23 protein-coding genes are annotated in these 23,179 nt (G+C 64.1%); 17 read left to right on the top strand and 6 right to left on the bottom strand.

The genetic code is table 11. The annotated features are described in order from the left end of the window. Position 1 precedes the first annotated feature (1 nt). Complete coding sequence (locus tag AC1DO7_RS03665; RefSeq protein ID WP_441621790.1) at positions 2 to 1,207, bottom strand: efflux RND transporter periplasmic adaptor subunit; 1,206 nt, start codon at positions 1,205 to 1,207, stop codon at positions 2 to 4. A gap of 4 nt (positions 1,208 to 1,211) precedes the next feature. Continuing rightward, positions 1,212 to 2,099 carry an alpha/beta hydrolase gene (locus tag AC1DO7_RS03660; protein ID WP_441621788.1) on the bottom strand — a complete coding sequence of 296 codons (888 nt, stop codon included), beginning with the start codon at positions 2,097 to 2,099 and terminating at the stop codon, positions 1,212 to 1,214. 162 nt (positions 2,100 to 2,261) lie between these two features. Between AC1DO7_RS03660 and AC1DO7_RS03655 the strand changes: the two genes are divergently transcribed. Beyond that, on the top strand, positions 2,262 to 3,275 hold the full coding sequence (locus tag AC1DO7_RS03655; protein WP_441621786.1) for a LysR family transcriptional regulator: 1,014 nt from the start codon (positions 2,262 to 2,264) through the stop codon (positions 3,273 to 3,275). A 37-nt stretch (positions 3,276 to 3,312) separates the two neighbouring features. Here AC1DO7_RS03655 and AC1DO7_RS03650 read toward each other — a convergent pair whose 3' ends face one another. Together AC1DO7_RS03650 and AC1DO7_RS03645 are read right to left on the bottom strand one after the other, a co-directional pair. Next, the gene (locus AC1DO7_RS03650) at positions 3,313 to 3,891 is read right to left on the bottom strand and encodes a TetR/AcrR family transcriptional regulator (protein ID WP_441621784.1); all 579 of its coding nucleotides are present in this window, start codon (positions 3,889 to 3,891) and stop codon (positions 3,313 to 3,315) included. Positions 3,892 to 3,950: 59 nt separating this feature from the next. Then, entirely contained in the window at positions 3,951 to 4,361 is a 411-nt protein-coding gene (locus AC1DO7_RS03645) for a plasmid pRiA4b ORF-3 family protein (RefSeq protein WP_441621782.1), read from the bottom strand. A 293-nt stretch (positions 4,362 to 4,654) separates the two neighbouring features. Here AC1DO7_RS03645 and AC1DO7_RS03640 point away from each other — a divergent pair, with 293 nt between their 5' ends. From AC1DO7_RS03640 to AC1DO7_RS03620, 5 genes are all read left to right on the top strand, one after another. Continuing rightward, on the top strand, positions 4,655 to 5,923 hold the full coding sequence (locus tag AC1DO7_RS03640; protein WP_441621780.1) for a Rieske 2Fe-2S domain-containing protein: 1,269 nt from the start codon (positions 4,655 to 4,657) through the stop codon (positions 5,921 to 5,923). 284 nt (positions 5,924 to 6,207) lie between these two features. Further along, positions 6,208 to 7,461, top strand: a complete 1,254-nt coding sequence (locus AC1DO7_RS03635; protein WP_441621778.1) for an NAD(P)/FAD-dependent oxidoreductase — start codon at positions 6,208 to 6,210, stop codon at positions 7,459 to 7,461. A gap of 77 nt (positions 7,462 to 7,538) precedes the next feature. Continuing rightward, positions 7,539 to 8,801 carry a DUF3500 domain-containing protein gene (locus AC1DO7_RS03630; RefSeq protein ID WP_441621776.1) on the top strand — a complete coding sequence of 421 codons (1,263 nt, stop codon included), beginning with the start codon at positions 7,539 to 7,541 and terminating at the stop codon, positions 8,799 to 8,801. Positions 8,802 to 8,868: 67 nt separating this feature from the next. Further along, positions 8,869 to 9,840: a quinone oxidoreductase family protein gene (locus AC1DO7_RS03625; protein ID WP_441621774.1), complete on the top strand. Its 972-nt coding sequence runs from the start codon at positions 8,869 to 8,871 to the stop codon at positions 9,838 to 9,840. Positions 9,841 to 9,935: 95 nt separating this feature from the next. Next, the gene (locus AC1DO7_RS03620; RefSeq protein ID WP_441621772.1) at positions 9,936 to 10,391 is read left to right on the top strand and encodes a carboxymuconolactone decarboxylase family protein; all 456 of its coding nucleotides are present in this window, start codon (positions 9,936 to 9,938) and stop codon (positions 10,389 to 10,391) included. Between the two features lie 193 nt (positions 10,392 to 10,584). Here the strand turns inward: AC1DO7_RS03620 and AC1DO7_RS03615 are convergent, their stop codons facing one another. Next, positions 10,585 to 11,499 carry a LysR family transcriptional regulator gene (locus AC1DO7_RS03615; RefSeq protein ID WP_477115806.1) on the bottom strand — a complete coding sequence of 305 codons (915 nt, stop codon included), beginning with the start codon at positions 11,497 to 11,499 and terminating at the stop codon, positions 10,585 to 10,587. Positions 11,500 to 11,917: 418 nt separating this feature from the next. Here AC1DO7_RS03615 and AC1DO7_RS03610 point away from each other — a divergent pair, with 418 nt between their 5' ends. The 3 genes from AC1DO7_RS03610 to AC1DO7_RS03600 all read left to right on the top strand — a co-directional run bounded on the left by AC1DO7_RS03610 (position 11,918) and on the right by AC1DO7_RS03600 (position 14,972). Continuing rightward, entirely contained in the window at positions 11,918 to 12,250 is a 333-nt protein-coding gene (locus AC1DO7_RS03610) for a non-heme iron oxygenase ferredoxin subunit (protein WP_441621770.1), read from the top strand. 53 nt (positions 12,251 to 12,303) lie between these two features. Continuing rightward, complete coding sequence (locus AC1DO7_RS03605) at positions 12,304 to 13,314, top strand: NAD(P)H-dependent flavin oxidoreductase (protein ID WP_441621768.1); 1,011 nt, start codon at positions 12,304 to 12,306, stop codon at positions 13,312 to 13,314. A 218-nt stretch (positions 13,315 to 13,532) separates the two neighbouring features. After that, positions 13,533 to 14,972 (top strand): NAD-dependent succinate-semialdehyde dehydrogenase, encoded by a 1,440-nt coding sequence (locus tag AC1DO7_RS03600; RefSeq protein ID WP_441621766.1) that lies wholly within the window; start codon positions 13,533 to 13,535, stop codon positions 14,970 to 14,972. A gap of 115 nt (positions 14,973 to 15,087) precedes the next feature. Here AC1DO7_RS03600 and AC1DO7_RS03595 read toward each other — a convergent pair whose 3' ends face one another. Next, positions 15,088 to 16,143, bottom strand: a complete 1,056-nt coding sequence (locus AC1DO7_RS03595; protein ID WP_441621764.1) for a LacI family DNA-binding transcriptional regulator — start codon at positions 16,141 to 16,143, stop codon at positions 15,088 to 15,090. A 288-nt stretch (positions 16,144 to 16,431) separates the two neighbouring features. Between AC1DO7_RS03595 and AC1DO7_RS03590 the strand changes: the two genes are divergently transcribed. The 8 genes from AC1DO7_RS03590 to AC1DO7_RS03555 form a co-directional block, all read left to right on the top strand. Then, complete coding sequence (locus AC1DO7_RS03590; RefSeq protein WP_441621762.1) at positions 16,432 to 17,112, top strand: SDR family NAD(P)-dependent oxidoreductase; 681 nt, start codon at positions 16,432 to 16,434, stop codon at positions 17,110 to 17,112. An 85-nt stretch (positions 17,113 to 17,197) separates the two neighbouring features. Continuing rightward, positions 17,198 to 18,205 carry a Bug family tripartite tricarboxylate transporter substrate binding protein gene (locus AC1DO7_RS03585; protein WP_441621760.1) on the top strand — a complete coding sequence of 336 codons (1,008 nt, stop codon included), beginning with the start codon at positions 17,198 to 17,200 and terminating at the stop codon, positions 18,203 to 18,205. A 31-nt stretch (positions 18,206 to 18,236) separates the two neighbouring features. Next, positions 18,237 to 19,793, top strand: coding sequence for a class I adenylate-forming enzyme family protein (locus AC1DO7_RS03580; RefSeq protein WP_441621758.1), 1,557 nt, complete (start codon positions 18,237 to 18,239; stop codon positions 19,791 to 19,793). After that, positions 19,790 to 20,509, top strand: a complete 720-nt coding sequence (locus tag AC1DO7_RS03575; RefSeq protein WP_441621756.1) for an SDR family oxidoreductase — start codon at positions 19,790 to 19,792, stop codon at positions 20,507 to 20,509. The genes AC1DO7_RS03580 and AC1DO7_RS03575 overlap by 4 nt, the downstream gene beginning before the upstream one ends. After that, positions 20,506 to 21,282, top strand: a complete 777-nt coding sequence (locus AC1DO7_RS03570; protein WP_441621755.1) for a citryl-CoA lyase — start codon at positions 20,506 to 20,508, stop codon at positions 21,280 to 21,282. Before AC1DO7_RS03575 ends, AC1DO7_RS03570 begins: the two co-directional genes overlap by 4 nt. A gap of 73 nt (positions 21,283 to 21,355) precedes the next feature. Next, complete coding sequence (locus AC1DO7_RS03565) at positions 21,356 to 21,898, top strand: carboxymuconolactone decarboxylase family protein (protein ID WP_441621753.1); 543 nt, start codon at positions 21,356 to 21,358, stop codon at positions 21,896 to 21,898. Further along, the gene (locus tag AC1DO7_RS03560) at positions 21,891 to 22,748 is read left to right on the top strand and encodes an SDR family NAD(P)-dependent oxidoreductase (RefSeq protein ID WP_477115797.1); all 858 of its coding nucleotides are present in this window, start codon (positions 21,891 to 21,893) and stop codon (positions 22,746 to 22,748) included. Before AC1DO7_RS03565 ends, AC1DO7_RS03560 begins: the two co-directional genes overlap by 8 nt. A gap of 80 nt (positions 22,749 to 22,828) precedes the next feature. Beyond that, positions 22,829 to 23,179: Bug family tripartite tricarboxylate transporter substrate binding protein (locus AC1DO7_RS03555; RefSeq protein ID WP_477115796.1), on the top strand; the 351-nt coding region annotated here is incomplete at its 3' end.

Genomic DNA, 23,179 nt, shown 5'->3' with positions numbered 1-23,179 from the left:
GTCACTCCGGCCGCGTCGCCGTTCCCACGGCGGCGGTCTTGACGGCCTCTGGCGCGCCTTCCTTCGGTGCCACCAGGATATCCGGACGAACGAACTGCACGCCCGTGGTGACCACGCGGTCGCCGGCAGTCAGCCCGCTCAGCACAATGTGCTGCCCGTCGACGCCTGCGCCCAGCGTCACCTCGCGATAGACCACCTTGTTTTCCGGGTTCACCACGAAGACGAACTTCTTGCTCTGGTCGCTGCCGATCGCGATGTCGGGCACCATCAGCGCCCGCGTATCGGCGCTGCCCGCCAGGCTGATCGATACAAACATGCCCGGCAGGAGCGCTCCGTCCTTGTTGGCGAACTTCGCGCGCGCGCGGATCGTGCCGGTATTCACGTCGATGCTGTTGTCGAAGGTATAGATCGTGCCCTGGTACGTGTGGTCCGTATCGCCCTGCACCTTCAGGTCGACCGGAATCTGCTGCTCCTTGCTCTGCGTGCTGGCATGCGTGCGGATCGTCCGGACGTAGCTTTGCTCGTCGACCTCGAAATCCGCATAGATGCCGTCGCTCGAGACGATCCGGGTCAGCACTGGCGCGTTGGGCCCCGGCTGTACCAGATTGCCGAGCGTGATCTCGGCGCGGCTGATGCGCCCGGCGATCGGTGCCTTCACATAGGCATAGTCAAGGTTGATGCTGGCCTGACGCAACGCGGCCTCGGCGGCGAGCACGGCGGCCTGCGCCATCCGGTTCTCGTTGCTGCGCTGGTCGTGCACGCTCTTGGGGATTGCCTCGGCATCGATCAGCCCCTTTGCCCGCTCATATTCGGTCGCGGCGAATTCCGCACGCGCACGAGCCGAGGCCACATCGGCCCGCGCACGAGCCACGGCGGCCTCGTACGGGCGCGGATCGATGACGAACATCACATCACCGGCACGAACGTTCTGACCATCCCGGATCCGCACTTCGACGATGCGACCGCCGACCTCCGGCCGGACCAGCGCTTCGTCCACCGACTTCAGACGACCGGAAAAGCTGGTCCAGACCCGCACATTCTCTGGCTGGAGTGACTTGACGATGACCTCGGTTGGCGGGGGCGCTGCAGGCGCGGCAGCACGCGTGTCCTTCTGTACAAAGGCCGCAGCCAGGCCGCCGGCCACGGCCACGGCCGCGACACCGGCCAGCACTGGCGGGCGACGAAGGATAGATCGGGGATGTTCCATGGCTTCACTCCTGGGAAGGTCGACGTTGGGAATCGGGAAGGAAATCGGGTGCGGGTTGGGGACGGGTCCGGCGTCCACGGGGTGCGGGCTCGCCAGAGTGCAGCCGAAGAAACGCCGCCACCTCGGCCAGCGCCCCCGCGTGGGTGACGATGGACCCGTGCGTGGCCTCGCTGTAGCAGCTGGCCTCGGTCGGCACGCCGGCCGCAAGCAGACCGCCGGCATAGAGCTCGCCTTCGACGTGGCACAAATCCTGGGCGGCGCCGACAATCAGGGTCGGCGGCAGGCCGCCCAGTCGGCGCGATTCGAGCGGCGCCGCGTACGGATGGAGTTGCTGCAGCACGTCAGGCAGGTAGGCCCGATAGCCCTGAGCGCAATCACGGGCGGAGAGATCGTTCTCCTGCAACCGTGCAGCGTCGGCGAGGCGCGTCATGCTTGGATCCAGCAACGGCGCCAGCAGCGCCTGGGCGCGCAGGACCAGGTCCTTCCGGTCGCGCGCCATCGCGCAGATACCGGTCGCCAGGTTGCCGCCGGCATCGTATCCGGCAATGGCCATGCGCCGCGCATCGCCGCCAAGCGCCTGTGCGTTGGCCTGTGCCCAGCGACCCGCCAGATAGCCGTCTTCGAGCGGCGCGGGAAACGGAAACTGCGGCGACAGCGAATAGCCCACCGCCACGACGATGGCCGGCGCCTGGCTGGAAATCGCCGTGGCCGGCACATCGGCGCAGTCGAGACCACCGGTCAGAAAGCCGCCACCGTGGAAATAGAGCACGATGGGCAACTTCTCCCGCGATTCGGCCGGGGCATAGATGCGCAAGGGAATGCGCTGCGCATGACCGGCAATGGTCACGCCACTGACGCGCACGGCAATGCGATGGAGGGGTGAATCGGCCATGACGGAGGGGAGGTCCTGCGGATGTTGCGATGCATGAATTCTGGTACAGTGCGCGAATCTGATAAACGCCTATAATCCAGAACACAATTTGGCGCAGCCAAACAATCGGACAGCCACGCTGCATTCGTTCGGTGCTGCGTACCGAAGCAGGGAAAGCCATAGATGGACAAGGTGCAAGCAATGGAGGTCTTCACCCGCGTGGTGGAGATGAGCAGCTTCTCGCGCGCGGCAGAGGCGCTGGGGCTATCCCGCACGTCGGCCACGACGATCATCCAGAACCTCGAAGCGCACCTGCATGTGCGCCTCATTCACCGCACGACGCGCCAGCTCAGGCTGACGGCGGAGGGCGCCGAGTATTACGAGCGCTGCATGCGAATCCTCGGCGAGATCGCCGAGACTGAAGTCGCCCTGACGCGCTCAGGCAAGGGGCCGACGGGCAAGCTGCGTATTGAAATGCCGGCCTCGCTCGGCCGCACCGTCGTCACGCCCCGGCTCCATACCTTCCACGCAAAGTACCCGGACATCGAACTGGTCGTGGGCTACGGCGACAAGCTCGTGGATCTGATCCAGGACGGCGTGGATTGCGCGATTCGTGCCGGGTCATTGCAGGATTCCAGCCTGGTCGCGCGCGGCCTTGGTGATATCCACACCGCCACGGTGGCCAGCCCCGCCTATATTCACCGTCACGGCATGCCGCGCAGCCTGTCGGACCTGCAAGATCACAAGGCCATCCACTACATCTCGAACCGTACCGGCCGCACGCTCGACATGAATTTCGTGGTAGATGGCAATCCCGTGGACGTGAGCATGCGCGGCAACGTCAGTTTCAATAGCCTGGATGCATACGTCACCTATGGGCTCAGTGGTGCCGGGATACTGCAGCCGCCCCGCTTCATGATTCAGGAGCATCTGCGCAGTGGCGCGCTGGTGGAACTGCTGCCCCAATGGCGGCCTCGCCCGATCCCGGTCGCGGTGGTCTATCCGCAGAACCGGCATCTGGCCCCCAAGGTGCGCGTATTCGTCGACTGGGTCGCCGAGTTGTTCGAGTCGTGTCCGCTGATGGCGGCAGCCGATTCCACGGGCGAGGCTTGCGAACTCGCCAGGAGCCGGGTTGCCCGCGCCGATCCTCCGCCTGCGCGGGCCCGGCCGGCCGTCGCGCAAGCGCTCGCGGTCTGAAGCCCGGTCGCTCGTTCGAATCCGTTCCTGCTGGTTCTTACCCGGGCCGGGCGGGCACCTTGGCGCCGATCGCATTCAAGCCGTTGGCCACGTCGTCGAGCAACGCGACGGATAGCGCCGGATCTGCCGAGGCACGCGCCAGCCCCATCGCGCCAACACAGGTAGAGAACTGAAAGATCGCCATGGCCCGTGGATTGCTGCAGCCTTGCGCCGCAAGCAGCCCCTCCAGGAAACGCAGGACCCGCTGCACATGGTGCGTGTAGGCGTGACGCGTGGCGGCGTCGCCGCGTGCCGCATCGTTGGCCAGCGCGACGATCGGGCAGCCGCTTCCGGGCGCATCGCGATGGGCGGTGCTCAAGTAATTGCGCAGCGCGGACGCCAAGTCCGGTGACGAGGCCGCCCAGGTATCGAGGCTCCGCGCGGCTTCATCAAAGGCTTCGGCCAACATCTCTTCGCGGGACGCGAAATGCCGGTAGAAGGCACCGGTCGTGACGCCGGCTTCCGCCGTGATCTCCGCCAGCCCGACCCCAGACATGCCGTGTTCACGGAAACGCCGCGCCGCGATCTGGATGATTCGTTGCCGGGTTGCGGCCTTGGCCGCCTGGGAATGGCCCATGGGTATCTTCGCGCCTGTCTTGGCTTCCTGGCTGGCACATCGCCAGCCTGCGCGAGATTTTAATCCATGCCCGGCGACACTGGCTGCGGGAGTGATGGTATCCGGCCTCGCGCTTGAAATTGCCGCGGTTCGGCCATTCCGTAACGACTGCAGGATCTGCTTCCAGGCGATCGCAAAACGTGGAAGAAGGCCTCATGCTCGCGCAAGGCGAATGCACCCAAAGGCAGCACTGTTGGCGCCGTGCAATATTGCAGAGCGCCCTCGCGGGCTTCCCCGTAACGCTGGCCACGAATCACGAATACATGCAGATGATCGTTGGTCCAGCCCATGACCATCTGGATGACTTCGTGGAATTGCCCAAGCGTCATGGTCTCGGGAATGAGCACACGTCGCCAAGCCGACGGACTCAATCCGCGGAGCGCGATTCGGAGTTGTAAGACGGAGGGCGCGGTTCGAGAGTCCGAAGTCATTAGCGCATTCTAGGTGGCTCATCAGCCTCACAGCGCGGGTCAAGGACTTCGCCCCCGTTTTGGCGCGATCTCCTTGCCGTCATCGTTGCTGTCCCTGGCCATGCGGCCCCCCGGTCCGAATTGAGGTCACTGCGATCCCATCAAGCTCGTGGTCGAAAGCCGCATACGAAACAAGCGATTATCCAGCGGCGCCTGAGAGTGTTTCCGCCTGCGACGTGTTTATCCGGGCGCCCGCAGAGCGTAACTTCGTCCCTAGCGTAATAACGCGACAACACAATATTTGGAGACACGTAATGCAGTCCGCCTACGGATACCAGACCCCACCAGCCGCTTCCGAACTCACCTCCGTCGAGGCGGGCACCCCAATGGGTGAGCTGCTGCGACGCTACTGGCAGCCTGTCTGCACCTCGGATGAGGTCAAGGACCTGCCGCGTAAGGAAAAGCTCCTTTGTGAGGAGATCGTCCTGTTCCGCGACGGGACAGGACAAGTGGGTGCCTTGAAGCCGCACTGCGCGCATCGCGGCGCTTCTCTTGAATGGGGCCGGGTAGAAGACAAGGGATTGCGTTGTTGCCTTCACGGCTGGCTTTACGACACCCAGGGGCGCTGTGTCGAAATGCCATGTGAAACCCAGGAATTCTGCACGCGGATGAATGTCTGGCAGCCGGCCTATCCAACCCACGAATTTGGCGGGCTCATCTTCGTCTATATGGGGCCGCCCGGCACCGAGCCGGTGTTCCCGATTTATGACGTCGTCGATCCGGACGTGGTGGGCGAGGTCGAACTTCGCGGCATGCGGCTCTGGGGCGACTACGGGATTGGCTACGTCAAGGACTGTAACTGGTTGCAGCATTACGAGAACATTGTCGATCCCTGGCACCTGATTCTGTTGCACCAGGTTATCAGCGGAAACCAAGGGCACAACATGCTCGATGGGCTGACGCAGGAAATGATGGCGCGGGACATGGCCAAGATAGATTTTCAGAAGACGCCATTGGGGGTGCGCTTCAACATGGTGCGCGAGCTACCGAACGGTGACTACTTCATTCGCCACGCCGAATGCATCGTGCCGAACGCCTTCCTCGTTCCCGCCGTCAACGACAGTGGTGCGCGCAAATCGCGCGCCACTGAACTGTCCTGGGCAGTGCCGGTAGACAACGAACATGTCCGCGGTCTCAGCATCGTCGCCTGGCCGCTGGAGGGTGGCGCACCGAAGCCCGGCTGGCGTCCCGGGACCGATATCAGCGACGCGATCCGGCCGGGCGCGGCCTTGGAGCGGAGTTACGAGGAGCGCCAGCGTAAGCCCGATGACCGCGAGGCGCAGGAGGGGCAGCGCGCCATTGCCGTGCACGCGCTCGAAAACCTTGGCACCTCCGACACTGGCGTCGTCATGTTGCGACGCATGCTGCGCGAGCAGTTGAAGCGGCTGGAACAGGGGCTCGACCCACTCAACATCGTGCGCGACAAGGACGCCGCGCGCGGCATTCCGACCTTCACCTGGAACGCGGTCCTCACCGCCAGCGAAGCCGCCGCGCTTGGCGACAACGTCGGGCGCTTCGGGTGATTTTCCGGAGCCCACGTCCCTGGCGCCCGATGCGCCGGGGACGCGTATTCCGCGATGCTCGACGGATTCATCCGCATCGCAGGCGAGTGCAGCGATGTGGAGGTACACGACACCTGCCACGCCTATATCGCGGAGTGCGATCGCGGCTGTAGCCCAATGTGGAGCGAAAACGAGATGCTCAAATTCACCTCCTGCAAGCACCGTCCGGACAGTCGCCTGTCCTACCCATTACCAGCATCGCCAAAAATCTGCGGGCTCGCCTTGCACCTGATGGGTCCCCGGGTATGAAGTACAACTCGACTGTCGTCATCATCGGCGCCGGCCAGGCCGGCTTCCAGGCAGCCGCGTCGCTGCGCCAGGCGGGGTTCGACGGCAGGATCCGGCTCGTCGGCGACGAGCCCTGCATCCCCTACGACCGCCCGCCCCTTTCGAAATCCTATCTTGCGGGCGAAGCCCAGATCGACAACCTTTGGCTGCGGCCGGAGACGTTCTACCAAAAGGAGCGCATCGAACTGGAACTCGGCGAGACCGCGACTGCCATTGACCGGCAGACGCGGCATGTCGAATTCGCCTCTGGCCGCAAGATTGCCTACGACCGATTGGTGTTGGCGACCGGTGCCCGCTGCCGTCCCTTATCGGTCCCAGGTGCCGGACTTGACGGCGTTTTTCCGCTGCGCAACCTCGCTGACGCAGACGCCTTGCGGCCGCGGCTCGCAGAGGCGAGCGAAGCGATTGTGATCGGCGCCGGATTCATTGGCCTTGAATTTGCCGCCGTTGCTCGTCAAGCCGGGGTTGGCGTACGCATCGTCGAAGTCACGCTGCGCCCGATGGGACGCGTTGTCTCCGAGGAGACATCACGCTTCTACACCAAGGCGCACCGGGACTGGGGCTCCGAGATTCTGCTCGGCACTGGTGTCACCCGTATTCTTGGCAACGGCCGCGTCAGCGGCGTTGAGACTAGCGATGGCCGCAGACTGCCGGCCGACCTCGTACTCGTTGGCATCGGCGTCCTGCCAAATACCGAGATCGCCGCGGCAGCGGGGTTGGCGACCGACAACGGCATTGTCGTCGACCAAAACCTGGCGACGTCCGACCCAGCGATTTTTGCGATTGGCGATTGCGCCAACTTCCCCAGCCGCTTCGCGGCGGGACGCTGCCGCCTCGAATCGATTCAAAACGCCGTTGACCAGGGCCATGCCGTCGCTGCTGCAATCGTCGGCAAGCCAATACCTTATGACAAGGTGCCATGGTTCTGGACCGACCAAGCAGATTTGAAATTGCAGATCGCCGGCAACACCGTCAGCCGTGATCGCGTAGTGCTGCGCGGCGATCCTGAGAGCCGCAGCTTCTCAATGTTCTGCTTCCGCGCCGGCACGCTGACGGGCGTGGAATCGATCAACCGGCCGAGCGACCACGTGATCGCGCGCCGGCTGCTGCTTGCCAGCCCGCGCCTGTCCCCAGAACAAGCCGGCGACCCTGATTTCGATCTGCGGGCGTATGCCACCAGCGTTTCGCGACGCGAGGCGGCGCACACATGACGATCGAATAACACGGGTGTGTTTCCAATCTTGGCTTGCCATTGAATGGCGAACGAACAACTGGGAGGACCGTAGAGATGGCGGGAGAAACTGCAAATTTCGGATTGCGCAACTGGCCGCCGGCGCCGGCAATCCGACCATTCGAGCCGACACCGCGCCAGCAGAAGATGCGCGACCTGGCGCTAGCCGGCCTGGCCGAGCCGTTTCGCGGAATAAGCTGCGCAGCCTCGCTAGTCGAGGGGCCATCCCCGCGCACTGCCACCGGCGCCTCCCTTGCCCCGTTGGTCGACGCGGCACACACCTTTCTCGCGAGCCTCGACGCCAGGCAGCGGCAAGCCGCCTGCCTGGCCATCGACGATGACGCGGGCCGGCAGTGGTCCAACATTCATGCCTGGTTGATACCGCGCAATGGGATTTGCCTTGCCGATCTCGACCATAGCCAGCGCGAGGCAGCGCTGGCACTGCTGCGCGAGACGATGAGCGAGACGGGTTATCAAACCGCGCGTGACGTCATGCGCCTCAACGAGCATGCCCTAGAGATAACGGGCAAGCCTGAGGAATACAGCGAGTGGTACTACTGGATCAGCATGTTCGGCACGCCGTCGCCGAACGCCCCCTGGGGCTGGCAGATCGATGGTCACCACCTGAACGTCAATTGCTTCGTGCTCGGTCACCAACTCGTCATGACGCCGACCTTTATGGGGTCGGAGCCCGTTCTGGCGCGGTTCGGCAAATATAAAGGTCTCCGCGTGTTTGCCGCTGAAGAGGAACACGGCCATGCGTTGATGGGCGCGCTGTCGGCCGAGGCGCGGCAACAGGCGACCATCGGCACTGACCTGCCGCGGGAAGTGTTCGCTGGTCCGTTCAACGATAACCGGCATATCGAGCCGGGCGGCATCCGTTATGCGGACCTGCCGCAGGAAGGCCGTGAGCGTCTCGAGGCGCTGCTGGCGACCTATGTCGGGCACATCCGCCCCGGTCACTCGGCACTGCGCTGGGACGAGGCCAAACGCCACCTCGCCGATACGCATTTTGCCTGGATCGGGCCGTTTGACGAGTCCAGCCCGTTCTATTACCGCATCTTGAACCCGGCAATCCTCGTCGAGTTCGACCACCAACCCGGCATCGTCTTTGACAACGATATGCCGTCGCGCGACCACATCCACACGCTCATTCGCACACCAAATGGCAGGGATTATGGCAAGGATCTGCTGCGCCAGCATTACCTCCAGTGGCATACCGGTGGGCACGGTACCCATACCCACTCGCACACCCACGGGTCACCCGCCCGTAGCACGGCTGAGCCCGGCGGCCGAAGTCCGGCCGAACCGCCGAAGTGAACGCCTGGCCGACGACGCATCGGCACGACTAAACCTGCAATGCTTAACCAACTGAAGGAGACGACTGATGCCCTACGCCATTCGCATTCACGAGACCGGCGGACCCGAGACTCTCACTTGGGACGAGATCTCCATCGGAGATCCTGGTCCGGGAGAAGTACGCCTTCGCCAGACGGCCGTCGGCGTCAATTTCATCGACACCTACTACCGTACCGGCCTCTACGAGCTGCCGTTGCCCTTGATCCCGGGGCGCGAAGCCGCCGGCGTGGTGGAGGCAGTCGCGCCTGACGTGACTTCGCTGAAACCGGGCGACCGCGTTGTTTATGGCGGTACGCAAGGCAGCTATGCCGAAGTCCGGCTCATGCCTGCCGATCGCCTCATCAAACTTCCCGACGGGATTAGCGACGAGCTCGGTGCCGCAATGATGCAGAAGGGCATGACCGCCCAGTTCCTGTGTCGCCAGATCTACCCGGTCGGCAAGGGTGACACGATTCTCGTGCATGCCGCCGCGGGCGGCGTCGGCCTCGTGCTCTGCCAGTGGGCCAAGCATCTCGGCGCGACCGTCATCGGCACAGTGTCAACCGAGGAAAAGGCGAAGCTTGTGAAGGCCCACGGCTGCGACTATCCGCTGATCCACGGCAAGGATGACTTTGTCAAAGCAGTGAAGGAGATCACAGGCGGTGTCGGCGTCCCGGTCGTCTATGACTCGATCGGCAAGGACACCTTTATGAGATCACTCGACTGCCTTAAGCCACGCGGCCTCATGGTGTCATTCGGCCAGGCGTCCGGCGCGGTGCCGCCGTTTGACATCAGCATCCTGAATAAAAAGGGCTCGCTATTCCTGACTCGCCCTACCCTCAATGCCTACCTGGAGACCCGTGCGCAGGTCGACAAGGTTGCCCAGGACGTGTTCGACGTCGTGCAGTCGGGGGTAGTGAAGGTGTACATCGGCCAGCGCTTTCCGCTCAAGGACGCAGCGCAAGCGCATCGCACCCTGGAGTCCCGCAAGACAACGGGCTCCTTGGTGCTTCTACCCTGACATAAAGCGCCACGTTCTACCTCACGATGTCGAGGTGCTGGCTCGATCATCGGCAAGCTCACGACATCACAGCTCGAAAGAAAAGGATGCCATTGATGACACACGCCAACTTCGACATGAATGCGGTCAGAAGCAAGATCGGCTCGTACGCCGATACGCTAACGCCTCTCGCTGATCGCGAACAGGAATACAAGGACCTGGTCGGTTTCGTGCCGCCGCGCATCGCCGCCCGACTTGCCGTGACGGGCGCGCTCGATCCGATACTGCTTGGTATGCAAGAGGACGTGCGCCGCCGCGCTATGTATCCGACATGTTTCGATACGAAGACCGCCCAGCTCATGGCATTCGGCATCCTCCTTGTCAAACTACTCGATGCAGCCACGTTGCACGCTCGCGCGGCGCGCCGTGCCGGTGCGACCTGGGAAGAGCTGCAAGCGGTCGTCAATCTCGCCTACTTATACGGTGGCATGCCGATCGCGAACCGCGGAGCGGAGATCATGGCTCAGCTGGCTGCATCCGAGATCGAGGTCCGGACCGATCCCACTGCCTAGCCGCAAAGGCGGCTCAAGACGTCTTGAATGATCCGCCATCGCGGCGGCTCTCCCCCCGCCGTTCTTGCCAAATACCGGAAATGAAATGCCGCAGCGCATGCCCGGTGGTGAGCGGCGGTGTCCTGGCATCGAGACGCTAGTTGGGCCACCTTCCGCAGGGCACTGAGAGGCCTGGCGGATTACGACTCCAGTCCTACCGATCAGGCATGGCGGCAAGCCAGCGCTGCTCGTCGGCAAACCGCTCGATCAGCATGTCGAGGAGCAGCCGGACCTTGGTGCTTAAGTGTCGCCGATGGGGGTAGAGCGCGACGATCTCCAACTCCTCTGTCCGGTAGTCGGGCAGCAGCGRCACCAGCGCGCCAGAAGCGAGAAGATCAGAAACAATAAACGGGGGGCACAGCCACAATCCGAGTCCGGCAGTTGCAGCCGAGCGCATGACGGTAATGCTGGCGGTGACCATGTTGCCCGACACGCGAGTGGTCGTTGTATTGCCGGCAGCATCGATGAAACGAAACTCGTTGCGGAAGAGCGAATAGGCGTAAAGCAGGCAGTTGTGGCCGGCCAGGTCTGCTGGCGTGTGCGGTGTGGAGTGCGTGTCGAGATAAGCCGGCGCACAGTACAACTGGTAGTGCCATTTCGCCAAGGTCCGTCTGATCAGGGTCGAATCAGGAGGCGATACAGGCATGATCGATAGGTCGAACCCATCCCGCACGGGGTCGATCGTCGCGTCGGTCTCGAAATCCAGCGAGACTTCCGGGTACTTGGCCGAGAAGTGGGTGGCGACAGGTGCAATAAAGCGGTCCAACGAGTGGTGGCAACGCAGGCGGAGACGACCGCGCGGAGTCGCCTGCAACGCGCTGGTATTTTCGTCCGCTTCCGCCAGATCCAGCAGGATCCTCGAGCAGCGTTCGTAATATTCGCGGCCAATCTCCGTCAGGCTGACATGCCGCGTGGTGCGGTTCAACAGGCGCACACCGAGGCTGTCTTCCAGCGCCTGTACCTGGTTGCTGATTGTCGTTGTCGAAAGGTCGAGGCGCCGCGCTGCCATGGTGAAGCTGCCGCTTTCGACAACGCGGACAAAGGCGGTAAGACTGGCCATCCGATCCATGCGTTCCACCGACCATCGCGTCACAGTTGACAGTCACTCATGATGGAGCGCCAAGCCAGCGTTTGTCAATGTGGCTGTCGTATCGCATCAAGCACATCGCTTTCACTTCCGCGGCTGTTCCTGCCCTGGATTCAGCCACATTTCTTCCCGCAAATCTCAATTGCGCGTCTCTCGCGATCGGCGCCGCGCCGCTGTGCGTCGGATATGGCGGCAACCAGTCCGCCCACAGGGGGAAATGCCCTCCAACCAGGTACATGATTTTTTCATGTCACCTGAAAGTCTATCCCGTTTTCGGGGAGTTATTCCCTCGGAAAAAGCGTTTATCTTGGACCCAATGCAGACGGRCCGCCATGTTGATCCAAACCGTCTGATTGACAAGAAACGCGTCAGGAAAAACCAAGTGAAACGGAGGTGAAACATGCCCAAAGGTCATGATGTTTGCAGCGTTGCCGAATTAAAGTCGGGCGACATGAAATGTGTCTTTATGGGAGCCACGCGGGTTCTGCTCGCCAACGTGGACGGCAAGGTCTACGCGACCAGCGATATCTGTTCGCACGCTTTGGCCTATCTCTCGGACGGATACCTCGAGGGCTCTGTAGTCGAGTGTCCGCTTCATGGTGCGCAATTCGACGTCATAACCGGGAAGGCGTTGTCGCCGCCGGCAGACGGAGATATTGAAACCTACGAGGTCACAGAGGCAGACGGCAGGATCTTTGTAGCCCCAGTGGAATTGGCGCTCGCGAAAAGCTGAGCCAGACCCATAGACCTGATAGATGCTCAATCTGAGCGTGGAGGAATACTGATATGCCTTTCGAAACAGCGTTGACCAGAGCGCTTGATTTGCGCGTTCCGATCTTGGCGGCCCCTCTCGGACGAGGTACAAACGCGGAATTTCTCGGAGCGATGGCCAATAGCGGCAGCTTCGGGTTTACTGCGCTGGCGCATATGGCGGAAGAGACTGTAAGCGACGAGCTTGCAGCGATAAACCGGGTCACGAACGGCCGGTTTGGTGCCAATCTCACCTTGGTCGTTGATCAACGGAAGCGGCTCGCTGCAGCATTGGATGCCGGCGTGCGCGTCTTCTCTCTATGGCAAGGAGATATCGAGCCCTATGTTCGTGCCATCAAGGATGCGGGCGGGCTTGTTTTCTGGACAGTGGGTGACGCAGAAGATGCGGCGCGGGCAAAGGAGTTGGGCGTCGACTTTATCGTTTCTCAAGGAAGGGAGGCTGGCGGTCATTTCGTAGGAAGCGCACCTACGATGACGCTCCTCCCCTCCATTGTTGACGCCGCGAATGGGGTCCCCGTGGTAGCTGCGGGCGGTATTGCAGACGGCAGGGGCCTGCTCGCTGCGATGGCTCTTGGTGCTTGTGGCGTTTGGATGGGAACGCGCTTTGTTGCGAGCAAGGAATCGGCCAATCACAGCGGTTACAAGGAACGCGTTGTTTCAGCTCGCGCGCGGGATCTTGTCGAGACCGAGCTCTTTGATCCGGTTGGGCAGGAATGTCCCCATTGGGTAATTCGCAACTCCACATTCTCTAAATGGGAAGCGGCCGGTTGCCCACCCGCCGGTCAACGACCTGGGGAAGGCGAGCCTATATCGCGCTTTCCGAATGGAAAGCCACTCTATCGCTATAACGTCGCGGCGCCTTGGGACGCCATGGAGGGAGAATGGGAAGCTAGCCCACTCTATGCCGGCGCCACAGTTGAACTCATACATGATGTGAAGTCTGTCGCAGAGATCGTTACGGAGATCGAGGCAGCGGCGCAGGCCGCGCTTGCCAAGGTTGCTCACTGGCAGACCGTCGTCAAATGAGGCAGGTGATCTATCAGAATGACAATCCACAACGGATCTTGGCGCCAGGCCTCGAATGGGGATGCGGCGCGCGACGTTCCGGGGCACCACGTAGCGTTCAGTCGCGAAAACGGGACTCGCAAGTGCATCGCCGGGTGTGCAGAGGGGTGTCAGCTGAAGGCTTCGCGCAGTGCGCCAAGGCGCTGGAAGATGCAACCAGGAAAGAGGAGTTGGCGTAAATGACATATCCGAATACTCAGTTGTTGATTGGTGGTGAGTGGGCCGACGCGCAGAACGGCGAGACCATGGACGTGGTGAACCCGGCCACCGGCCTCGTCATCGGGAACGTGGCGAAGGCCTCCACCGCCGATCTCGATCGCGCGCTTGAGGCCGCACAGAAGGGTTTCGAGGGCTGGCGCGACGTGCCTGCCAACGAACGGGCCCAGATCATGCGCCGCGCCGCCGCGCTGATCCGCGAGCGTGCCGATACGATCGCCCCCTGGATGACCCAGGAACAGGGCAAGCCGCTGGCCGAGGCGAAGGTTGAGACGCTGGCCGCCGCCGACGTCATCGAATGGTTCGCCGACGAAGGCCGCCGCGTCTACGGCCGCATCGTCCCGTCGCGCAATATCGCCGCGCAGCAACTGGTGATCAAAGAACCGGTCGGCCCGGTCGCGGCGTTCACGCCCTGGAACTTCCCGATCAACCAGGCCGTCCGCAAGGTGTCGGCCGCGCTTGCCACGGGCTGCTCGATCATYGTGAAGGCGCCCAAGGAAACCCCGGCATCGCCGGCCGCGCTGATGCGCGCGTTCGTCGACGCCGGCGTGCCGGCGGGCGTGGTGGGCCTGGTGTTCGGTGACTCCGCCGAGATCTCCAGCTACCTGATCCCGCATCCGGTCATCCGCAAGGTCACGTTCACGGGTTCGACCCCGGTCGGCAAGATACTGGCGGCCATGGCCGGCCGGCACATGAAGCGCGTGACGATGGAACTGGGCGGTCACGCCCCGGTGATCGTCGCCGAGGACGCCGACCTGGAACTTGCGGTCAAGGCCGCCGGCGGTGCCAAGTTCCGCAACGCCGGCCAAGTTTGCATCTCGCCGACACGGTTCCTGGTCCACAACAGCGTTCGCGCCGAATTCGCCAAGCGCATCGCCGCCCACGCCGAAAGCCTGAAGGTCGGCGACGGCCTTTCCGAAGGCACTACGTTGGGCCCGCTGGCCAATCCGCGCCGCGTCATGGACATGACCAGCCTTGTGGAAGACGCGCTCAAGTCGGGCGCCAAGCTGGAAACTGGTGGCACGCGGATCGGCGACGTCGGCAACTTCTTCGCACCGACCATTCTGAACGACGTCCCGCTCAACGCCTGCGTGCTCAATGAAGAGCCGTTCGGCCCGATCGCGGCTATCCGCGGCTTCGACAAGATCGAAGAGGCAATCGCCGAAGCCAACCGCCTGCCGTTCGGCCTGGCTGGCTATGCGTTCACGACGTCGATCGCAACGCTCCACATGCTGTCGCGCCGTCTCGAAGTCGGCATGCTCTGGGTCAACCAGCCGGCAGCGCCGTTCGCCGAACTGCCGTTCGGTGGCGTGAAGGATTCCGGCTACGGCTCGGAAGGTGGGCCAGAAGCGCTCGAAGCCTACCTGAACACCAAGACCGTCAGCGTCATGTCGGCAGCCTGATCGATATTGCGCGCCCGCATGCCCGGCGGCACAGGTCGGGTCGCGGGCGCCGGCTTAGAACAGGCCTTGAACCTTTTCGGGATAGTCTCCCGACATCTCCCTCGGAAGACTTCGCTTATCTCGACTCAGGCGCATGTGCGATCCCGCCGGGCCGCCCGTGTGCCGCCGAAGCTGACGACTCACCCAGAACCAACTCAAGCGGCACATTCACGCTACGTGGTTGTTTCACACCCTCCCCGGTCAACCGGTCAAGCATCAGATGTGCGGCCGCCTCCGCGGCGCGCTCGATGTCAAAGCGCAAAGTGGTTAGCGGGGGATACATCAACTCAAGCGTCTCGGGCGTACCGATGCCGATCACCGAAAGGTCTCCGGGAATATCCAACCCCGCCTTGCGCGCAACATAAACGGCGCCAGAGAGCAGGCGCGTTCCTAGTCCGATGATTGCGGTCGGGGGCACGGAAAGAGCGAGCATGGTCGCCATTTGGGTGCGTGACGAATCGATCGCCGAGCGTGACATGCAAACTAATTCGGGGTCGAACTCCAGACCCGCCTCCGCAAGGCCATCCCGGTAGCCGAGCAGCTTTTCGCGCCCTGGACGAATGTGCTCGCCGGGCCCGAAAAACGCGATACGGCGGTGACCTAATGAAACAAGATGTGCCATCGCCTGCTTCATGCCGCTACGGTGATCCAGATAGACGGTATCCATTGGTAGCGGCGTTTCCCGATCCAGAATCACCACCGGCAGGCTGCAGTTGCTGAAGAGGCTGTTGGCGGGGTCCGCGCTCTCCAAGCTCGGCGCGGCGATGATGCCCTCCAGCCGGCGGCTCTCGAACAGCGCAACCAGGTCGCGGTCGCGCTGTGGCTGGTCCAGCGTATTGCCGACCAGCATGGAGTACCCGGCAGCCTGCATATGCCTCTCGACTTCGCGGAAATGCGCCGCCAGCAGCGGGTTTCCGATGTTCGAAACGAGATAGCCAACCGTCTTGCTGCGCCCGGTGCGCAGATGGCGGGCTGCAAAGCTGGGCTCATAGTTCAGTGCCTCCACGGCCGCGTGCACCCGGGCTCTCAGCGCCTGGCTGGCATAGCCGGTGCCGTTCAGAACCCGCGACACGCTGCCGATGGAAACCCCCGCCGCCTCAGCCACATCTCTGACGGAAATCCGTTGCGTCATGGTCTTCCCTAATGAAAACGTTCCACAGTTGGACGCCAAATTTGTTGCCTGATAACTTATCACAAACGGAAATCGTTTTCACATTTCCCCACATTAACTGAGACAGCACCAAACTATCCAATGCAGCCAGACCGTCCTTCGCGCCCCATTTCCGCGCCCGCCGGCGCCGGCCTTGCAGGCGAGGCCATGTGTGGATCGCTGGGCGGCCAACGCATCCTCGTTGTCGGAGGCGGACAGCTCCCTTCCGCCGATACGGGGAATCCTGTCAACAACGGACGCGCCATCTGCATGACCCTGTCCCACGCTGGCGCCAGCATCGCCTGCGCCGACAAGAGCACGGAGGCAGCGGAACTCACCGTACGCAGTGTGCGGGACGGCGGCGCGGTGGCCATCCCGGTCGATGTCGCCAGCGCCGGCGGCATCAAAGGGATGGTCCAGGCTGCACGCGCGGCGCTGGGCGGCCTCGACGGACTCGTACTAAACGTGGGCATTAGCCGCCGCGAGCGCCTGGCGGAACTGACGGCCGACAGCTGGGACGAGGTGATGGCGGTCAATCTGCGCGCGCACATGCTGACCGTGCAGCAAGCCTTGCCGCTTATGTCCATGCACGGCGCCGTCGTATTCGTGTCTTCAGTTGCGGCCAGGCTGCCCGCGGGAATGAATCCGGCATACGAAGCCTCGAAGGCAGCGCTCGGTGCCCTGTGTCGTGCGACCGCGCTGGCCGGGCAGCCTAACCACATACGCGCCAATGTGGTCATGCTCGGCCTGATCGATACGCCGATGGGCCGCGCGGCCTCCGCGGCGCGGCCTGGACGCACCGCCGCCTTGCCGTTCGGGCGGCAAGGCACGCCCTGGGAGGTCGCGCATGCAGTGCGCTTTCTGCTATCGGCGCAAGCCTCCTATATCAACGCAGCCGAACTTCCCGTCGACGGTGGCTTAAGTGCAGGCGTTGCATCTGCGCCGTCCTGAATCCCGCTAGGCGGCTGGCACCAAGCCTGGCGCGGCTCCACCCGGAGCTTGCCGCCGGCAACAACTACGACAACGGAGACATCCCATGCTTCACAGACTGATCTGTGCGGTCGCGGCCGCGCTCGCCCTGCACATTGCGGGGCCGGTACGGGCCGAGGCCTATCCCTCACGGCCAATCCGATTGGTGGTGCCGTTCCCGCCCGGCGGCGCCGCGGACATTTTCGGACGGCTGCTCAGCCAGCAACTGACCCAAAGCCTCGGGCAGCCGGTGCTGGTGGAGAACCGCGCCGGCGCTGGCGGCAACATCGGCGCGGCCGCCGTCGCCAACGCGGCGCCGGACGGCTATACCTTGCTGCTGGGCACGATCGGCACCCATGGCATCAACCCGACGCTGTATGCCAACCTGCCCTACGACCCGAAGAAGGACTTCCAGCCTGTGGCCCTGGTTTCTTCCGGCGCGAATGTGCTGATCGTCAACTCTGCCTTGCCGGTGCGCAATGTGAAAGAACTGATTGCGCTGGCCAGGAGCAAACCTGGCCAGTTGATGATGGGCTCGTCCGGCAATGGAAGCAGCATTCATATGTCCGGTGAACTCTTCGAGCATATGACCGGCACACAGCTCACGCACGTGCCCTACCGCGGTGGCTCGCCCGCGCAGACCGACCTGATGGGCGGGCGGGTCCAGTTGATGTTCGACAACCTGCCCACCTCGCTGCCGCTGATCGCCAAGGGCCTGGTGCGCCCTCTCGCCGTGACCTCGGCGCGCCGTTCGCCCGCACTGCCGGATGTGCCGACCGTTGCCGAAGCCGGCGTACCGGACTACCTCGTTAGCAACTGGAGCGGCATCTTCGCGCCTGCACACACGGCGCCGGAGATTGTGAACCGGCTCAATGCCGCGGTCGGCCAGGCCGTGACAAGCCCGGCGCTGCGCCAGCGCTACGCGCAGATGGGCGCCGACAGCGGCGCGGACCTCGGCACCGGCAGGAACGCAGGCAGCCAGCCGATGAGCGCAGCGGAATTTAGCAGATTTGTCGATGAGGAGATGAGCAAATGGGCAAGGATCGTCAAGGTATCGGGAGCACGGGCGGAATGAGTGAAATGAACGAGACGCAACGGATGAAAACATGCAGCCAATCGACTACCTGCTGAGAACCGCCAGCGCCACGCCGGCGCGCATCGCCTTGCAGGCGTCCGGCGAATCGCTGACCTATGGCGAGCTGACGCAGAAGGTGCTCGCGCTCGCAGCGGCCTTCCAGGCGCTGGACTCCACGCCCGGATCGCGCGTCGGCATCTGCGCCGGCAATAGCGTGCAGCATGTGCTCGCGCTGCTGGCTACGCTGGCCGCCGGCAAGTGCTGGGTGCCGCTGAATCCGCGCGCCTCGGTCCACGAACGGGCCCGTATCGTCGACTTCACCGAGCCGTCCATCCTGGTGGTGGAAGACAACGGCCCGAGCCAATCCGGCACGATCACGCAGGGCACCCGCGTGATCGCCTGCGGGCCGCAGGCATCCGGCCCGGACAGCTTGGCCGGACTACTAGCTGCCTGGCGCGGCCGCGTCCCGCTACGCGTGCAGCGCGAACTTGGCGAAACGCAGGCCATCAAGTTCACCGGAGGTACCACCGGCGCGCCCAAGGGCGTCATGCAGTCGCTGCGGACCTGGAACACGACAGTGGTGTCCATCCTCACCGCAATGCAGTTGCGCGAGGACGAGCGCTATCTCGCCGTGGCTTCCATTACCCACGGCACATCTACCTTCCTGCTGCCGGTGTTCGCGCGCGGCGGCACGGTAGTGCTGGCGGATACGACGAGGCCGTGCGCACTGCTCGATCAGCTGGAGCGCGAGCGCATCACCGCGGTGTTCATGCCACCCACGCTGATCTACGATTTGCTGGACGAACCGGGCGTAGGCGCCCGGGACTGGTCCGCGCTGCGGCACCTGATCTATGCGGCGGCGCCGATGCGCGCCGACCGAATTGCCCAGGCCATCGAAGTCTTCGGCACCCTGGAGACCTCGTTCGGGCAGACCGAAGCCCCCGGCATCATGGCTTTCCTGCCTGCCAGCGAAATGCGCGACCCCGCCCGCCACGGCTCTGTGGGACGTGCCACCTGCCTGACCGAGCTCGCCATCATGGGGCGCGATGGCAGGTTGCTGCCGGCTGGCGAGACCGGAGAGATCGTGGTGCGCGGCGACCTCGTCATGTCCGGCTACTGGCGCCAGCCCGGCAAGACCGCCGAGGCACTTGCCGATGGCTGGCTGCATACGGGCGACGGCGGCTACCTGGACGCGCAAGGCTACCTGTACCTGAAAGACCGGTTGCGCGACGTCATTATCACGGGCGGCTTCAACGTGTACCCAAGCGACGTGGAGAACGCGCTCGGCGCCCATCCCGCGGTGTGCCGCTGCACTGTGCTCGGCATGGACGACCCGCGCTGGGGAGAGGCCGTGCATGCGGCCGTGCAACTGCATGCCGGCGTCACCGCCAACGCCGCCGAATTGCAGGCGTTCGTCAAGGAACGCCTGGGTTCGGTGCAGGCACCCAAGCGCATCCATTTTGTGGAAACCCTTCCGCTCACGGCCAACGGCAAGGTCTCGAAGCTCGAAGTGAAGACCCTGCTCGCCGCCAGTGCATGCAATTACGCCAACGACAACCCTCAAGGCAAGGAGCCTCTTTCATCATGACACCGACAGATATCCTGGTAACCGGCGGCTCCGGCGGCATTGGCTGGGCCCTGTGCAAGACGCTGCGCGAGCGCGGCCACACGGTAGTGAACTTCGATCGGGTGGCACCTCCCGAGGCCGGCGTGACGCATTTCGTCGAAGTCGACATGGCCGAGCCGGCGCAACTCGCCGCCGCGCTTGGCGAAGCCACGGCCAGCTTTGCCTTCGCCGGCCTCGTCAACAACGTGGCGACCCTGCGGGCGGCGAGCCTGGAGGAAACCAGTCTTGACGACTTCGACAAGCAGATCGATGTCAATGTCCGGGCGGCGCTGCAATGCACTCAGGCACTGGTGCCGGCCATGCGTGCGGCGCGCCACGGCCGCATCATCAATATCTCCAGCCGTGCCGCGCTGGGCAAGGAACTGCGCACGGCGTACTCGGCCAGCAAGGGCGCCCTGAACGCCATGACGCGAACCTGGGCGCTGGAACTCGCGGCGCACGGCATCACCGTCAACGCCGTTGCTCCGGGGCCCATCGCCACGGCGGCGTTCGGCGAAGTCAACCCGGCCCGGGATGCGTTGACGCAGCGCATTGTGAACGGCGTGCCGGTCAGGCGGCTAGGCAAGCCGGAAGACATCGTCCACGCTGTCGAGTTCTTTCTCGACGAACGCGCGTCCTTCGTCACCGGGCAAGTGCTGCACGTCTGCGGCGGCATCACCGTGGGGCTGAGCGCATGAATGGCGTACGCACCGAGATCGGCTACACCACACCCGATCGCATCACGCTGCGCGGACTCGACCTGGCCACCGAGGTGATTGGCAGGCTGGATTTCGTGCAAACGCTCTGCCTGGTCGCGCTCGGCCGCCTGCCCAGCGCGGCGGAAGCACGGATGATTGACACGCTGCTGGTGACCGCGGTCGATCACGGGCTGACGCCAAGCGCGATCAGCGCCCGCATGACCTGGCTCGGCGCGCCGGAATCCTTGCAAGGCGCGGTCGCCGCAGGATTGCTGGGCGCCGGGGAGCGCTTCCTCGGCACCGTTCAGAACATGGCGGAGATGCTGTTGCAGGAAGGTGCAACGCTGGCGGCTGATGCTGACGGCGACACCATCGCGGCGCAGGCACGGCACATCGTCGCCGCTCGCCGGTCAGCCGGCAAGCCGATACCTGGCGTGGGCCATCCGATCCACGCGCAGGGCGACCCGCGCGTGCCGGCCCTGATGGAGGCAGCCAGGGCAAACCACTTCCACGGCAAGTATTGCCGTCTTGCGCTTGCACTCGGTGAGGCCTGCGATGACGGCGCGCGCCGCGCCCTGCCGCTCAACGCCGCTGGCGCGATCGGCGCGATCCTCGCCGAAATGGGGCTGGACCCGTTGTTCGGTCGAGGCCTGGCGCTGATCGGACGCTGCGCGGGACTCGTCGCCCACTTGATCGAGGAATGCGAGCAACCGATCAGCCAGCAGGTATGGAACCTGGTCTTGCGCCAGGACGCTCGCAACATATTGCCGTAAGCGGCCAACCCTTCTACCCCTGTTCCCACCACGACATCACCTGCCGCAAGGCAGGAAACGGAGACAACGCAACATGGCAAGATTGCCTTATTTCGATGTGGACAACGTGCCCGGCCGCCTTGGCGAGCAACTGCGCGGACGTCCCGCCCTGAACCTGTACCGGGTGCTGCCGCATGCGCCAGAGATCGCGCTCGGCTTCCTCGGCCTCGGCCGGGCCATTCTCACCGAGACCGTGCTGCCGGCGACGCTACGCGAGCTGGCCATCCTGCGGGTGGGCGCGCTCAGCGGCGCCAGCTACGAGGTGCATCAGCATCGCCGCGTGGGGCGCGCCGCCGGCCTGCCCGAGGAAAAGATCGATGCCGTGCTGACGCCCGACGCCAACGGCGACTTCAGCGAAACCGAGCGCCTTGTCATCGCATTTACCGATGCCGTGGTGCGTGACGTCAAAGCGCCGGCGGCGCTCTACGCGCAGGTTGCCGCGGCGCTGGACGCGCAGATGATGGTCGAGCTGCTGGCGACCATCGGCTTTTACATGCTGGTGTCGCGCCTGCTGGAAAACCTCGAAGTCGATATCGAAAACCCACCGCTGGAAAAGCTGGAGCTGCGTCATGACTGAATTCCTGGAAAGTCGTCCGGACCAACAACTCTTTGCGCCCGCGCTTGGCCTGCCGCGCCGCGAAGGTCGGCTCGCCGGGCGCCGCATCCTGGTGGTCGGCGCGGGCCAGCGCCGCACCGTCGATCCGGTGCCATCCGTGGGCAACGGCCGCGCCATGTCGCTGCTGTTCGCGCGTGAAGGCGCGGCCGTGGCATGCGCCGATATCGACATTACCGCCGCGCAGGACACGGTCGACCACATCCGGCTCGAGGGCGGCGTCGCCGTGCCGGTCCAGGCGGATGTGGCGGACCCCGCGCAGATCGCGCGCATGGTGGCGCAAGCCAACGCCGCGCTGGGCGGGCTCGATGGCTTGGTGGTCAACGTCGGCATCGGCAACCAGAATCGCTTCGGCGCGGAGACGCCTGAGGACTGGGGCCGTGTGCAGGACATCAACCTGCGTGCCCCGATGTTCTGCGCCCAGGAGGCGGCCGCGGTCATGCCCGCCGGCAGCGCCATCGTGTTCGTCGCCTCCACTGCAGCAATCTCGCCACTGAGCGGGCTGCCTGCCTACGAAACCTCGAAAGCCGCATTGATGGCGCTCGGCCGTGCCGTGGCGTTCGCCGGGCAGCCCAGCGGCTTGCGCGCCAATGTGCTGGCACCGGGACTGATCGACACCCCGATGGGCCGCGACGCCTCGCGCGCCAGGCCCTCGCGCGCAAGCCGCCCGCTGCCGTTCGGCCGGCAGGGCACAGGCTGGGAGGTTGCACATGCCGCGCTCTACCTGATCAGTGCCGAGTCCTCCTATGTCAACGGGCAGATGCTCATTGTCGATGGTGGCCTGTYGATCGGTGCCGTACGCRCCGCGGGCTGAAGGTTGGTGCACAGCCGGGCCTGTGCCGTGCAATGTGCATTGGCTCGGCCCACCATCACAACATCATGATGGAGACAAACATGATGCGGTATTGCTGCAATACATTGAAACTCGGCCGTTTCCTGGCCCTGGCATGCGCGCTTGGCATGGCCCTGGACCTTCTTGGCGCCGCGCCGGCGATCGCGCAGCCGTGGCCGGCACGGCCGGTTCGCCTGATCCTGCCCAGCGCCGGTGGCAGCGGGCCCGACACCATTGCGCGCATCTTTGCCGAGCGCTTGTCGCGCACGCTGGGCCAGCCCGTCGTGGTCGACAACCGGCCGGGCGCTAACGGCGTCATCGGCGTCGACGCGGTGGCCAAGGCGCCGCCTGACGGCTACACCTTGCTATTCGCCAGCTCCTCTTCGACCGTCATCAGCCAGGCCCTGTTGCAC

Source organism: Cupriavidus sp. 05N40 (assembly GCF_056397305.1).
This window is presented reverse-complemented; position numbering and strand designations above follow the sequence as displayed.